General features: G+C 59.8%; 12 protein-coding genes. 2 read left to right on the forward strand and 10 right to left on the reverse strand.

Annotated elements, in window-relative coordinates; genetic code table 11:
* Window positions 1-393 precede the first annotated feature (393 nt).
* Window positions 394-672, reverse strand: coding sequence for a hypothetical protein (locus K289_RS0118325; protein ID WP_156918040.1), 279 nt, complete (start codon window positions 670-672; stop codon window positions 394-396).
* Between the two features lie 605 nt (window positions 673-1,277).
* On the opposite strand from K289_RS0118325, the gene K289_RS0118330 reads away from it, so the two are divergent.
* Window positions 1,278-2,654: an undecaprenyl-phosphate glucose phosphotransferase gene (locus K289_RS0118330; RefSeq protein WP_245283947.1), complete on the forward strand. Its 1,377-nt coding sequence runs from the start codon at window positions 1,278-1,280 to the stop codon at window positions 2,652-2,654.
* 15 nt (window positions 2,655-2,669) lie between these two features.
* Here K289_RS0118330 and K289_RS0118335 read toward each other — a convergent pair whose 3' ends face one another.
* From K289_RS0118335 to K289_RS0118355, 5 genes are all read right to left on the reverse strand, one after another.
* Window positions 2,670-3,410 carry a metallophosphoesterase gene (locus tag K289_RS0118335; protein ID WP_027552870.1) on the reverse strand — a complete coding sequence of 247 codons (741 nt, stop codon included), beginning with the start codon at window positions 3,408-3,410 and terminating at the stop codon, window positions 2,670-2,672.
* A 332-nt stretch (window positions 3,411-3,742) separates the two neighbouring features.
* A complete protein-coding gene (locus tag K289_RS0118340; protein WP_027552871.1) occupies window positions 3,743-4,075 on the reverse strand; it encodes a hypothetical protein in 333 nt (110 codons plus the stop codon).
* 172 nt (window positions 4,076-4,247) lie between these two features.
* Window positions 4,248-4,919, reverse strand: coding sequence for a hypothetical protein (locus K289_RS0118345; RefSeq protein WP_027552872.1), 672 nt, complete (start codon window positions 4,917-4,919; stop codon window positions 4,248-4,250).
* 10 nt (window positions 4,920-4,929) lie between these two features.
* Entirely contained in the window at window positions 4,930-6,246 is a 1,317-nt protein-coding gene (locus tag K289_RS0118350; RefSeq protein ID WP_145927678.1) for a hypothetical protein, read from the reverse strand.
* A gap of 262 nt (window positions 6,247-6,508) precedes the next feature.
* On the reverse strand, window positions 6,509-7,108 hold the full coding sequence (locus tag K289_RS0118355; protein ID WP_198024729.1) for a hypothetical protein: 600 nt from the start codon (window positions 7,106-7,108) through the stop codon (window positions 6,509-6,511).
* A 539-nt stretch (window positions 7,109-7,647) separates the two neighbouring features.
* Here K289_RS0118355 and K289_RS0118360 point away from each other — a divergent pair.
* A complete protein-coding gene (locus K289_RS0118360) occupies window positions 7,648-8,814 on the forward strand; it encodes a polysaccharide biosynthesis/export family protein (RefSeq protein WP_035685059.1) in 1,167 nt (388 codons plus the stop codon).
* A 331-nt stretch (window positions 8,815-9,145) separates the two neighbouring features.
* On the opposite strand, the gene K289_RS0118365 is transcribed toward K289_RS0118360, so the two are convergent.
* From K289_RS0118365 to K289_RS0118380, 4 genes are all read right to left on the reverse strand, one after another.
* Complete coding sequence (locus K289_RS0118365; protein WP_245283948.1) at window positions 9,146-11,416, reverse strand: polysaccharide biosynthesis tyrosine autokinase; 2,271 nt, start codon at window positions 11,414-11,416, stop codon at window positions 9,146-9,148.
* A gap of 672 nt (window positions 11,417-12,088) precedes the next feature.
* On the reverse strand, window positions 12,089-13,072 hold the full coding sequence (locus tag K289_RS0118370) for an NAD(P)-dependent oxidoreductase (protein WP_027552877.1): 984 nt from the start codon (window positions 13,070-13,072) through the stop codon (window positions 12,089-12,091).
* A 138-nt stretch (window positions 13,073-13,210) separates the two neighbouring features.
* Window positions 13,211-13,672: a hypothetical protein gene (locus K289_RS50540; protein ID WP_145927680.1), complete on the reverse strand. Its 462-nt coding sequence runs from the start codon at window positions 13,670-13,672 to the stop codon at window positions 13,211-13,213.
* 11 nt (window positions 13,673-13,683) lie between these two features.
* On the reverse strand, window positions 13,684-14,133 hold the full coding sequence (locus tag K289_RS0118380; RefSeq protein ID WP_027552879.1) for a VOC family protein: 450 nt from the start codon (window positions 14,131-14,133) through the stop codon (window positions 13,684-13,686).
* Window positions 14,134-14,139: the final 6 nt, after the last annotated feature.

Consider the following 14,139-nt stretch of genomic DNA (forward strand, 5'->3'; position numbering starts at 1 on the left):
GAGACCTTGCCCGACGCTTGCCTTATCAGGTGCCACCAGACTCGGTGGGCTTTGGCTGTTCTGCGGGCAGACGAATCCTTGCGGGCAAAAATTCGCAACGGGGCCTGGAAGACGACAGCCTGCGCTACGCAGGTATCGTATCGACCGACCGGGGGCTGATGGTGCTCAAGGAATGTTCTTCGTTCGGGTCATCGACGACTTCGCCGCTCACGACGGCCACGAAGCCGTGGCCATGTTTGCGATCGCAGCGCAAGAAGATCGCGCCGTAGTGCTCTGTTGAGCAGGATGCCGGTGTATATGCGATGTGCCTAATCAATTCGCGGGTTTCAAGCAGGAGGGCCGAGCGAGACTCTGCCATGGTCCGACAACCGGCGCGCGCAAGTGCTTTCGGCCTCAGCGAAGCTGCGGGTTCCCTATGGGAGCCGTGCCGCCTTCGACAGTCGCGGGGCCGATCGTATGTTTCAACAAGGCGCTAAGGACGTATCCCGCCTGAAGAGCAGCGGCGAATAGGACGGTCGACCACAGCGCCTGCGCCTGAGGCCACTCCTGAACGATCGACAACGTGGTCAGTGCGATGGAACCGAGGAACAGGAGCGGCAGCACAACAAAGAAGCGAAACCGGATTCCCAAAGCCAGTCCAATCAATGCACTACAAACTGCCGGCGTGGTCACACCCTGTTTCTCCTTTACGCCATACTTCTTAATGGCCGGCGTCTAAGATTGGTTTAAGGGCTTGAGTCAAATTGTGCTGACGTGGAGGTTGCGTGCTGGTCCAATCCACATGCGCAGAAGCAGTATCGACACATCTTTTTGCAAGGCTGCCGCGCGCATGTCTGCTGCTTGCCGAGGTGTCAAAGGCGTGATGTCAATCCGTGCAGTTGATCAATCTTCGTTGTGCGACTCGCGCTGCGCGCAAGTTCTATGCCCCTGTGAGCAATCGCGCATCACGAATTGATTGATCGTGCATCATGCTGTGATCGATCGACGCGCGTCACAACTTTGCAATGCGGAGAACGAATGAGTTTGTTGGTGCGGTGCCACAATATCGCTGCGTTTGATAAACAACTTCCCCAGCAATTCGCGCGAATTCCAACCTTGTTGGCAAGCCTTGATGCAAGACCTTTTCGCAGTGGCCGACTCTTTTCCGTTCTCATTTGATGCATGTGTTCGTTTTCGTCGTGCGGCCTACGGCCGTTGAAATGAAGAGGTTCGTGATGTCCGCAACTACGTATGGCTCCGACGGTCTCCGCGTACTGACGTCAAACCGCGGGACCTCATTGCAGAGACCGTTTCAGCTTTTCGTCATCGCCGGCGACTTCGTGCTCGTCGTGTTGAGCTACATGGCTGCGGGCCTGCTCTATCGCGAGTACATGAGTCTGCCGACCGATCCCGATAATTCACTGGGTGCCGGATTGATCGTAGGCATCGTGTTTATCATGGCCGCTTACTTTCAGGGCGTCTATGACAACCACAGATTGCTGAATACACTTTGGCAGATGCGCAAGGTCGTGGTTATCTGGCTGTTTGCGCTCACCACACTCGCGGTCGCCGCCTTCCTGCTGAAGTCCACGGCCAATCTGTCCCGCGGGACCATCATCCTGTTCACCGTCCTGGGAGCGACTGGACTCATCGCGCACCGCGTCATCTGGCGCTACTGCTTGTCGTCGGCCTTCGCCAAGGAACGGCTGATCGACCGCAAGGTCATCCTGCTCAGTCTGCGGTCGCTGGATTTCACCTCCAACCGGTTCAAGGATCTCCGCAAGCATGGCTTTGACGTCGTGTGCCACTTCGTGCTCGACGCTGCGCCGGATCTGGATGACAATGCCTGGAACCTGCAGATCGCTGATGTGATCCGGCAATCGCGCGCCGCCGACGTCGATGAATATCTCGTGGCGATCGACTGGAACGAACTGCCGATGCTCCAGAAGCTGTGTCAGCACCTGCGGATGGTTCCGCAACCGATCCGCCTGTTGCCCGATTTCCCGATCGCCGATCTGGTCTCGAGGCCCTTCCTGCCCGTCAGTGGAACCGTCGCCATCGAGATACAGCGGCCGCCGCTGACGGTGCTCGAGCGGATCCAGAAGCGCTGCCTCGACATCGGGCTTGCATCCTTTGCGCTGCTGATGCTGGCGCCGCTGATCACAGTGGCCGCGATCCTGGTCAAGCTTGATACGCCGGGGCCCATCATCTTCCGGCAGTCGCGTCGCGGCTTTAACGGCAAGCCGTTCCAGATCTGGAAGTTTCGCAGCATGACCGTGACCGAGAACGGCAGCACGATCACACAGGCCAGGAAGCAGGACTCGCGGGTGACCCGGGTCGGGCGTGTGCTGCGCAAGACCAGCATCGACGAGCTGCCGCAACTCTGGAACGTGCTCCGCGGCGAGATGTCGCTGGTCGGCCCGCGCCCGCACGCGTTGGCGCATGACAATTACTACGACCAGGTGATCAGCAAGTACGTGTACCGCCATCACATGAAGCCCGGCCTGACCGGCTGGGCCCAGGTCAATGGTTTCCGCGGCGAGACGCCGACCATCGACTTGATGGAGAAGCGCGTCGAGTACGACGTTTGGTACGTGAGCAACTGGAGCATCTGGCTCGACATCCGGATCATCCTCCGGACCGCGGCCGCGCTGATGTATCAGGAAGCCTATTGAGGCCGCGCCTTGGCTTCAGACCGCGAGCATGCTGCTGCCCTGGATCGTCATCAATGTCAGGTTGCCGGTCGCATAGGCGCCGGTATCGATATTGGCACGGTTTTCCAGCAGTTCTGGAGTGCGCACCGGCGTGTGGCCGTGAACGATGTACTTACCGAAGTTCTGCTGGCTTCGCAGAAATTCCTCGCGGATCCAGAGCAGGTCCGCTTCCTGCTGTTCGGCGAGCGGTACGCCGGGGCGCACACCAGCGTGGACGAAAAAGAAGTCTCCACAGGTGAAGGTCAGCCGCAGCTTGCTCAGAAACTCCAGGTGTTGGCGTGGCATCGCGCGCGCCAATTCCCGTACCAAGGCGTGCCGCTCCTTTTCGTCAGGGCTGGGGGATGGGGCTAGCCCATAGGACATCAGCGTGTACAGCCCACCGACGCGGAGCCACTCGGTCAGGAGCGATGGGTTGCGCAGGACGTTGCCGAGGAACACTTCGTGGTTTCCCTTCAGGAAGACCGTGTTGCCTCGATGGCTGCGGTTGATCAGGATATCGAGGGTCGATCGTGAATCCGGGCCGCGGTCGACGTAATCACCCAGGTATACCTCGATCGCATAGCGCGGGCGGCTGCGCGCGACGTCGGCGTCAATGACCCGCAGCATTTGCCTCAGCAGATGTGCGCAACCATGTATGTCGGTCATCGCATAGATTCGTACACCATCCGGCAGTTTTGGCTTGTTCTTGGACGAACGCGATCGGAGCGGAGGCGACATCTGATGGTGGGAGGTCTCGATAAAGTATTGCAACATCTTAGCTCTGAAACGGCGCTCCCGCGAGGTACGTCTCACGAATCGAAGTCCATGAGCCCGCATAGGCACGCCGAAGCACGGGCAAGATGACACCAAGACGGCGCGGCGCTGCGTCGCACAAAATTTCAGGGGGTGAAGCGAGGTGATTTCCGGTCGCGTCGCGATCCGCCTCCCGCCGGTGCGGCTCAACCGGAAATAGCTGCCCTGTCGTCGACCTTGATAGCCTCTTGGCTCGAAGAGGTTGTTCGAACAACCTCGCTTTTGGCCTCCGTCCAGCAGTCGAAACGGGGGTTAGCTCAGTATTGAAACACCAGATCAGGATTGCGCGGGTTCACATACCGGACGTAAGTCCGGTTCGGACCATAGTAGTAATGGGGTTCTTCGCTCTTTGTGCGCGGATCGAGAGTGTAGGAATAGGCCTGCTCGAGCGAGCGATGCCGAACATAAACCGCTTCCGGGCAACCGCATCTCGGACCGCAGTAGGGATTCGGCCCGCGATCGATCTGCACGACGGTTGCTGCGGAGCGGGCCTGCCGCGGATGGACCGCATAGTCGGCAGCGCACGCCGGCGTGGCGAAAATGATCAGCGTCGAGGCGAGCGCAACAAGGTCTACATAGGATCGTGACATCGCTTAGGTTCCCGTGATTGCCATCAACCTTAGACGTTCGCTTCAGTATGAACAACCAGGCGGATATTTTGGAGTGGAAAGATTGGATGAAGTGTGGCGGAGATGGATCAGTAAGTCTCGCGCGCATGCGCTGCTGGTCACCTCCGCGTTCGTGGCTTTTTTGCGCCCGATTTCAGCCACGCAGTGTTGGAGCGAACGTCGGATCGATAGATTGAACCACGTCTTGCAGAAACGCTTTGCCGCGATCCGATGCCCTCCGATAGGCGGATACGATCGCTGGTTTTAACTCCGGCCGGCGGGTCATGATCAGCCGGACGTCGCTTCGTACGAGGTCCTTGATGTCCGGGTCGGCGAGCGCATCGAAACGGCCTGCTATGTCGAGCCGCACCGGCATCAATCGCGCATCGGTTGGCGCGGTCAAATAGCCCATCTTCAACGCCTCGAACACGACGGGATCGTGCGGGTCGCGTTGAGCCTGCAGGAGCGCCAGAGCCAACCATAACTCAGGGCTGTACGGCGAGGTCGACAGAGTCTGCTTGACCCTGCCAAGCGCGTCGGTGTGCTGGGGTGATCGAACGGTCGCCGGCTTTTTTCGGCCAGACTCGATCGCCTGCAACGCAGCGATCAAGGTATGATTGTTTCTTAGTTCCGACCCGAAAGGGGAGAGCGCTGCAAGAAGGGACGGCACGTCTCCAGCCCAGGGCGAGCTTATCTTGGTTGCATCCGATGGAAATGCTGCGCGCTCCAGCGCCGTCATCTCCGCCAGGGCCGAGACCATGACATAAGATCCGACGGCCAGCGCCAATGCCATCAGAACGATGCGAATTCTGCTCACGGAAGTCATTGAAGCTTCGCTAGCGTTTAAGGCCACTGGTCCGGCCCGCAGATTGTGCAAGTCCCAGTCCGATCGTCACCGCCACGATAATCCGGACCGCGGGGCTCAAGAGGCTCGCATCGAGGAAGCTTTCGCAGAATACAAGCAGGACGCCGGCGGCTGCGGCCGACGCGAAGAAGAAATCGCGTCCCCGTCTGACGGCGCCGCGAAAGGTAAAGAAGAACAGCTGGGCGGCGAAGCCTGCCAGGATCACGAGCGCCAGTCGCCCCGACTCGATCGCGATCAAGACCGCTGAGGAAGGAGGGACTGCCACTGCCGCGGCGCCGAAGTCCTGATAGGCTCTCGATGCCAGAGCGAATGTTCCGACGCCAATTCCCAGACGCGGTGCATCGGAGAGCAGGCGTCCGGCCAGTGCCGCCGCTTCCGGGGCGAAGCTGACGAGTCCAAGTAGGCCCGAATCACCGGACTGAAGGCGCTGCACGGCGAGGGCGCCGGCGATCGCCACGAGAACCACAAACAAAATCGCCGATGGCCAGGAGCGAAATCCCAGGCGGCGGGTGGCGGCAATGAAAACGATCACGGTCAATCCCAGGCCAACTGCCGCCAATAGTGTGCCTCGTGCGAGGCTCGCCATTGCGGCGACCGCCGCGGCAATTCCGAACAGGCCGCAAAGAAGCCCAAGCCACAGCGGAACGGAGGCCAGATTCCGGATATCCTGCTGGTGTAAGTGCCGTTCGATTGCCCGGGCGACGAGCGCGGCATTGGCCACCGTGGCGAGCGCGGCTGCTGCCGGAAATGAGCTCGTGGGCGCGCTTGCGTCGGGAAGCATGCCGGCGAGCAGATCGAGCCGGCCGAGCAAGACCTCGACCGACATGAAGGTCGTTACCGCGCACAGCACGAACAAGATTGTTTCGGCCCTGTGGCGATCCTTGGCGAGGATGACGGTCGACACCACCAACGACACGTCGGCCAGATAAAGAAAGAGGCTTCGCAGCGTCGCGCCGGGATCAAGGCTGATGCGGCCCGGCAGCAATGGGTCGTTCAGTGCGATGGAAGTCGCCGACCAGATCGGATGTGCCAGCGATGAAGGCAGTGGAAAGGTTTGCAGTACCATCCAGACAACCGGAATCAGAATCGCGGGCGCAAATCGCTTCAACAACGGCGCGGTCGACGCGATTTCAGCCTCCGGTCCCCTCGCCGCAATGGCCAGCATGATTGCGGCGACAAGCGCTCCCGCATGCTGTGCGAAAGCAAGATTGGCTATTGCCAAGATCGGAGTTGCGGCCAGCAGTACGATCAGAAGGTAGGAAGCAATCAACAAAATGTGAGACTTCAAAGCAGGATTGGGATCGGGGCGGGATGGAGTTCACCGCGACAAGGGGCGGCGAGCGCCAACTATCGCATACGCGGACACACGACGCCAACGCGGTTCGCCGATCGCGCTGCTTCTCGAGCATGTGACCCGACGGGTAGACAGCATCATCACCGGTCCTTGGCACCATCGGTGGAATGCAGCATCGAGTTGCGAAGTTGTACGAGCGGGATGCTCCGCTCCTTGTTCAGCCAAGGGAACCGTGACGAGGCCGTCGCCGGCTGGGTTATCGAGCATGGCAGTTTTGCGACAAGTAATGGAGAGCCGTAGGCAATCCGCCGATCGGCACCGCTCCATGGATCGCGGTCGGCTTGGTCGCAATTTCGACCGAAAGGTCGGTCGCACCCTGCCAGTCGCTGGCCGCAAGCCTCGACGCGTCCGCAGGCAGCAATAGAGCCGCACCGCCCTGGATCACGGATGCTTCGAATTGCGCGCGCTTTTCTCCTGCTAGCAGGACCACGTGCGGCCGCGTCAATCGTGACAGCGGTTCCAGAACGATAAGCACGACTTCAATGCCGTTCTTCCCGCATTGCAGGCTCAAACCTGCGAGCCGCGCATCCGATCTTGCGCTGTCGACAACATGCATCGCTGAAACGGCGTCGGCGCCGCCGTCAGGGTCTCTGCTCTTCACCAGCCGCCATCCGCCTTCAAGCTGTGTCGATTGGCTGCCGGTCTCGACCTGCCTGAATGCCTCCTCGTCGCACCGCTGACGCTGCTCGGGGCTGACGCCGAACGCGCAATTAAGCATGCCCGACCGCGGCGGTTCGGCACGGCCGGAACCACTGGCAACAATCAATAGGGCGGCGCAGAGGAGGGCTACACGCATCATAACAACGCTGACGGAACTCTCATGGAACAAGATTTTTCACGTCTTGCCCAACAACTGCATCAGAAAGATGATCCATCGCACCGCGCAACTTTGTTGAATGCGCCAGGTAGCTGGTTTCCTCAGAACGCAATCGTCGCCGACCGATCACCATGGCACTTTCTTATCATACTACGTGTCTCGCCCATCACGGGCGCAGATGAGGGCTCGCAACGAAACCGCGCGCGTGGAACAAGAACCAAAGAGTCGCTTACGCGCTCGTGTTCATCGACAAATGCGGACCTGCCTGGAACTTAATCGTCGACGCGATGCAAATGAGGCGCGCCCTTGCCTAATTCATGATCGAGGGGCCGGCGATCTGTAACTGCGCTGCAACTACATCCTCATATTCTCGGCTGCGACATTCTCTCCTTATTCTGACCATCTCCTGCGGCTTCGTTTGCGCCACTTCGGGATTTGGCCAGATCTAAATTGGCCAGATCTAAACTGGCAAGTGATGGGGATCAGTCTTGAGACGCAGCGTTTTAGTTTGGGGAGTCTTGCTCGGCATTCTGCTGTCCTCGGCGGGGTGCGCGATCATGCCCATGTCTGGTCCGGAAGATCACGTTGTCAAAAGTGAGATAACGCGATCAGGGCCTGACTACGCACTGGTCAAGCTCACAGCGACTGTCGTCGATATCCTGAAGGAATATGGCCCCGGCGCAATCGCGGGGTCATTTCCTGATCACCGGCCGCCGCCAGGCATCAGGTTTGGCATTGGGGACACGGTGGCGGTGTCGATCTTCGAAGCCGCCGCGGGAGGCTTGTTTATCCCGGCAGAGGCCGGTGTGCGGCCAGGTAACTTCGTGGCTTTGCCGAACCAAAACGTTGACTTGAACGGGTTCATTACCGTTCCCTATGCGGGCGCGGTGAAGGCCAACGGCCGCACCCCGGCCGAGATCCAAAAGGACATCGTGAAGGCGATCGGAAATCGCGCTATCGAGCCGCAGGTGGTGGTGTCCCTGATCACGCAAAACACCTCGCTCGTCAGCGTGCTGGGCGAAGTGAAAACGCCAGCCCGTCTGACGGCGAATGCGGCCGGCGAGCGGGTCCTTGACTTGATTGCGCGCGCCGGTGGCCTGTCGGGGCCGGGCTGGGAGAGTTGGGTGACGCTCGAGCGCGCCGGCAAGCGTGCCACAGTTCCGTTTGGAGCCTTGATGTATCAGCCGGCCAACAACATTTGGGTACATCCCGGCGACACCATTTATGTCTACCGCGAACCGCAAGTCTTCCTCGCTTTTGGGGCGTTCACGATAGGAGGAAGTTTTGGAGGACAGGCTCAGTTCCCGTTCGATATGTGGAAGATCAGCATGGCGCAGGCGATGGCCAAGGCTGGCGGTCTGATTGATGCGCAGGCCGAGCCCGCAGGCGTCTATGTCTATCGGCGCGAGCCGCGCGAGCTGGCGGAACGACTGGGCATCGACTGTTCGAAATATCCCGGGCCGCTAGTGCCGGTGGTCTATAACGCCGACTTCCGGGATCCGGCCGCCTTCTTCCTCGCAAGCAAGTTTGAGATGCGGGACAAGGACGTGCTGTTTGCTGCGAACGCCGCTACCGTCGACACGGCCAAGTTCCTGCAATTCGCTCGGTTGGTGATTGGCACCGCCAACGACACGATCGTCACCGCGAACAACGCGCAGATCCTGAAGATCAGCACGCGCCAGTGACTTTCCTTGGTCCAGGACGCTTGGCCGGCACCGCCGGCCCAGCCGCCCTGGCCTGAATTCACGGGAGTCGACGCAGGGTCTCGGTATGGCATGCCCGATCAAGCTGAGTACGGCCGCCGGTTTTTGGGTTTCGAACAGTTTTCGAAGTCTCGCTAATCGCGCCGCTCTCATTGACGACGGTCCAGTACGTACGGAGCCGGATTGGTCCGTTAGTCGGCGGACGGCCGCGCACCGCGCCGACGAGGCACGTTACGCCTTCACGCCCCCACCCCACGCAAACGCCTTCGGCGCTTGGTGTGGTTGAGGCGCTTGTACGTCCCCAGATCACGCGTCAGTCGACGTATCCGTATCTCTCGTAATACCGGTTGCGATAATAGCCCGCGCTGTAGATATCGTAGCGGGTCATCACCGCCATGTTCACCTTGTTGAGCACTGCGCCAAGCAAGCGCTCGCGGACGATCGGAGTCTCGCTGAGCACGCGCTCCAGGATATCGACCTTGGCCTTGGCCCATTCGATGACGAGTACGTAAGAGTCGGCCAGCGCTCCGGTGGCCCGGACGTCGATCACTGGCGCGAGCGGGCTGAGGTCGAGAACGATGCGGTCATAGTGCTCCCGCAGATGCTGGAACAGACGTTCCATTTGGGGAGAGGCCAGCACGTCGCTGGAGTTGGAAAAGCGCGAGCTCACGACGCACGGAAGGAAATGCAGATTGGTTTGTGGATCAATCCAAACTGCTTCCGTCCAATTAACCCTGCCCAGGACGACATCGATCAAGCCGGCCTTCGCCGTGGGGGCAAGCCGCGCGGTAAGGCTTGGATTGCGGATATCGCCGTCGATCAGAAGCGTGCGGGAGCCGCCTTGTGCCACGGTTTGAGCGAGTGCCTCGCTGATCGTAGATTTACCTTCATTGGGGAGCCCCGAGGTGATGCCGACGACCTTATTGGACGATCCGTAGCTGCTGAGATCGCAAGCAAGCTTGATCGAACGAAAGCCCTCGGCAAAACGCGAGAAGGGCGAATTGATCACGTATCTGCCGACGCTGTCGTTGGCGGTAAGCAGACGATCGCGATGTGGCTGCGGGAAACTGGAGCCGAGTTCGGATCGTTGCGGCAGACCCGAGGCCTGGGCGGGGGCCGGCCTTGCCGCCGGCGGTTGGGCTCTTTTCGCCCGTCTGTTGAATAGCCGCCCTGCTTTGGACAGCAGAGGATGCCCGGATAGACCCACGCTCTGCTCGCTGCCGATCGTTGGGATTGAAGCGAGACAGCTGGTGTGGAGATGCTGCTCGACCTGGGAGACGGTTCGGAACACGCGGTCCAGCATGTCGAGCAGGATGGCGACGCCCCCAGCGAGGATTGCGCCGCCGATCAGCGTCGCCAGCAGAATGAGGGTTGTCTTGGGCGATGTCTTGTTGGGAGCATTGGACGCCTGTGTGATCACACGCGCTTCAGTAATCGGAAACGATTGCTGCTGAACCGAGACCATGTACAGCTGGAGGAAGTTGTCGGAGAGTGCCCGGGCGCTCTGCGCATTGCTTTCCAGATCGCGGAGTGCGATCTGCGCCTGGTTGGTTCCGTTGGACAGTGCGATTGTGTCGTTCAGGCTCTTCTGACCGGATTCCTCGCGCGCTTTCGCGATTGCAAGGTCGCTCTTGTAAACCTCGGCCGTACGCCGCAGTTCCTCGGTGATCGAATGCCTGATTTCGCGCATCTGGTTGCGCAGATTGACGACCGCAAGGTGAGTCGGCCCGTATCGATTCGACCAGTCGGCCTGGCGCGCGGCATAATCAAGATAGGTCTGGCGCAGCTTGGTAATCACCGGATTGTTCATGGTGTCGGTCACGGTCGCCAGATCGTTTAGGATGACCTTGGAGTCGTTGTCGTCCGCATTCAGAATGGACGTGATCCGCTCAAGCTTGGCCTGCGCCTCGGCACGCTGAGCGCGGGCCTGGGTGAGCGAGCTGTTGATCTCCGCGAGCTGCTGCTCGGTGAGGAGGCGCCCGCCGGCATCGACGATGTTGTTCTTGGCCTTGAAGTCGACGACCGCGCGTTCGGCGGAGGAAGCTTGCGCCCGGAGTTCCTTCAATCGATCCTGCAGCCAAACCGCCGCCCGCCGCGACGCCTGATATTTCGATTCCAATGAATCGTTGATGTAGCCGTCGGCCACCGCATTGGCGACCCGGGCGGCCTGATCGGGAGAAAGCGCCTGATAGGAGATCTCGATGACATAGCTCAGGCCGACGCGCTTGATCGAGAGATTGCTGGCCAATTTGCCGATTGCGATTCGCATCAACGCGTCTTGGGACGGACGCTGTTCCGGAAACAGCCCGGAAAACAGGTCGGAGATGCTAGTGAGCAGTCCACCTTCGTTGCCGGTGAACTCCCGCGAATCGAGCAGGTTCAGTTGCTTGATGACGGATGTCGCGATGGTCTCCGACTTAAGGACTTCGACTTGGCTGTCGACCATGGCCGAGTCGATCGGACTGTCGCCGCCCGCTGGTGCCTGGGTCTGCAGCCCCTGCATCTTGCGGCTGTCGATCAAGAGCACGGCAGTGCCCGTATATCGCTTTGATGCCGTCAGCAAATAGACACCGGCAAGGCCCATGCAGAGGCACATCACGAAAATCATCACGGGATACTGGCGGCCAATCAGCGAGACCACGACAGAAAGCGTCTGCTCCAGCGAAGCCGATTCTTGGGTGGGAGATTCGATCTCGCGAGGGGAGGGGATTCGAGTTTGGAGCATCCGGCTCGTCTACCTGACCTGGGTTCTTGGATTGTGCCGTGTCGAAGCAAGCTGAAACCTGTCAGCCCGCACTGAACGCATCACCGGATTGAACGTGCCAAATAAATGTGTCAGCAAGAGTGCGGTGCATCATACATTTCCGGAACCGCCGAACATCGACGTGTACCGGTTCAGGACGATCTCGCGCGCTAGGTACGGCCCCGGCTAATTACCAACACGGCAATTCCCATGCCGTTCAGCAGCGATATCGCGAGCGATAAGCCAGGATATATGCAACAAAAAAATCGACAATCGAGCGGAAAGGGGTGTGCAAACTGTCGCGGCCAATGCGACCAGAACGGGCGCCCCGACCCGTGATGACCAGAACTGTGACGGGAGAGCTCATTTCGGTGGCAACCTCGCGTGGCCTGTTCCCGGATTCCACAGGCAGAAACGGGAACCCCCAAGTTGCGCTTGTCCTTGATGTTCAGTGAAAAAGGTGCCGAACCAGAGATGGTCCTTCGGCAACCTGCTCGGAACCGACCACGGTCATCAATCAAAGTCTTTGATGCCGGAATCGTGTTTCCATTCGACGAGCGAACTTGCCACGTCGTATTCGAACTTGAACCCGCTGGCGACCAGCCGTTTCGGCAGGATGTTGGTGGAGAACCATAGTTTCCGGATTCGCTCACGATTGATCCCGGTCTTGATGCCGACCTTGTGCAGCATCTCGAACGGAAGGACGGCGAGGTTCATGAACCACACCGGAATGGTCAGTGTCGGCTTCTTGTAGCCCGCGGCTTGCGAGAAAGCCGTGCAGATCTCGCTGATCGTGTAGCGGCGCTCGTAGCAGAAATTGTAGACCGACACCCCGTCGTTGCGCGTCGCCATGAAAAGCATCGACGAGACGAGATCCTTGACATAGCCGCACGACTTGATGGTGTCGGTTCGGCCAGGATAGATGAAAGCCCGTCTTTCCAGCAGCCTCGACAGCCGCGTGAAATTGCCCTGCTCGTAAAGGCCGTAAATGACGGCGGGGCGAACGATCGTGAGCCGCCTTGCCGCGTCCTCCGATTGCCACAGCCGATGGATGGCTTCGGCCGAGAGTTTGGAGCGTCCGTAGGCGCTGACAGGCGCGGGCTGCGAATCCTCGTCGAGTGGGGCCTCGCTCGGGCCGTAGATGGATATTGAGCTTGTGAATATAATGCTCCTGCTGCCGGTCTCCTTCGCAAACCGGCACACGTTCACCGCGCCGAGGACGTTGGTGTAGTAATACTCGCCTTCCGGGTGGCCAGGCGTCGTGTGGATCGCCGCCAGATTGAAAATATCGACGGACGCTCCGCGCGCGAGCTTCGGGTCGAGCGGCTCGCGGACATCGTGGTTGACGTATTCGACGCCGGCAATCTGCTTTCTCGGTTTGCCGATATCGACGGCGACGATCCGATCGTATTGTCTGGAGGCGATGAGCCTGTTCATCAGATGAGTTCCGATGAAGCCGGCGCCTCCGAAGACGATGGCCTGAGTGGGGCTCGACATGCGCTCAGGCCCCAATTCGAGTGAAGGTGCTGAATTCGGTGCGATAGCTTTCCACCTGGATCTCATGATTGACCGCACCCATTGGATCGACTGGGACGCGTGGTCCGACAAGGACTGCGGTGGGTGTTGCGCGCGCCATCAATACAACTCGCGGTATTCATAGCGGAATGAGGTCGAACCCGCAGAGATGCCGAGGATCCGTTGCAGCTTCTGATAACCATTCAGCGCCACGGTGATACAGTCCGTGCTGCCCGCATAGCAGACCTGAACGTTGATGGACTGCCCGCACGAGTTGTTCACGGTCACGATCTGATCAATGATCTTCGGATTGATGACCTGCGGGTGCGTGGATGGATGGACCGATATGCAGGCCGTTCCGTCCGGCGCCTTATGGGCGGGGGCATATGTGCCCTTCATCGGGGGGAATGGGTTCGCGGGCATCGGCGACACTCCGGTTCCTCCATACATCGGCGCCGATGATCTTCCAAAGCCGACAATCTGGGCTTGCGCAGCTGATGCGCAGAGCAGCGCAGCGAGGACAAGGCTGCATGAAATGCTGCTGACGTGGCCGAAGCGGCCTGACGGATGATCTTTGTTCATGCTCTAGTCGCTCAGCGTTCAGTGCCGGTCTCGAGAATCTCGATGAGACCGAAACCGGAAACATGATGAAACGAGACTTTCTGGCCGCCGAACAGTATCGCGGGCTCGGGCGAGCTGACCGGCACGATCTCGACGCCTGATGCCGCCAGGGCATCTAGCGCCTGCTCGGCTTTGGGGCATGCGTAGCACAGGTGATAGATCATGGTGCCGGTTCGCTTGATCAGCTTGTCGATCGGAGAGGGACCGTCGCCCGGCCAGATCACCTCCACGTCGGGCATCGCGGGGTGATGCCACATGGCGAGGTTGACGCGCTGTATCGGGTCGAAGGCAGAGTTTCCCGCGCCATAGCCCAGTGACGCCAGGTAACGAAAGGCCTCCTCCGGGGATGCGACCGCAAGCCCGAAGTGATGGAAAGCCAGTGCAGCCAATGCTGGTGCGATGTCTTTCGCCGAGCGGTCCACGTGGTC

It is taken from the genome of Bradyrhizobium sp. Cp5.3, assembly GCF_000426265.1.
Lineage (GTDB): Bacteria > Pseudomonadota > Alphaproteobacteria > Rhizobiales > Xanthobacteraceae > Bradyrhizobium > Bradyrhizobium neotropicale.

What these genes read in the sequence shown, in the direction of transcription:
- K289_RS0118355 (WP_198024729.1), bottom strand. Translation starts at nt 7,108, where the DNA reads ATGCGTGTAGCCCTCCTCTGCGCCGCCCTATTGATTGTTGCCAGTGGT.
- K289_RS50540 (WP_145927680.1), bottom strand. Translation starts at nt 13,672, where the DNA reads ATGAACAAAGATCATCCGTCAGGCCGCTTCGGCCACGTCAGCAGCATT.
- K289_RS0118365 (WP_245283948.1), bottom strand. Translation starts at nt 11,416, where the DNA reads ATGGGCCTTGCCGGTGTCTATTTGCTGACGGCATCAAAGCGATATACG.
- K289_RS0118335 (WP_027552870.1), bottom strand. Translation starts at nt 3,410, where the DNA reads ATGTCGCCTCCGCTCCGATCGCGTTCGTCCAAGAACAAGCCAAAACTG.
- K289_RS0118340 (WP_027552871.1), bottom strand. Translation starts at nt 4,075, where the DNA reads ATGTCACGATCCTATGTAGACCTTGTTGCGCTCGCCTCGACGCTGATC.
- K289_RS0118370 (WP_027552877.1), bottom strand. Translation starts at nt 13,072, where the DNA reads ATGTCGAGCCCCACTCAGGCCATCGTCTTCGGAGGCGCCGGCTTCATC.
- K289_RS0118345 (WP_027552872.1), bottom strand. Translation starts at nt 4,919, where the DNA reads ATGACTTCCGTGAGCAGAATTCGCATCGTTCTGATGGCATTGGCGCTG.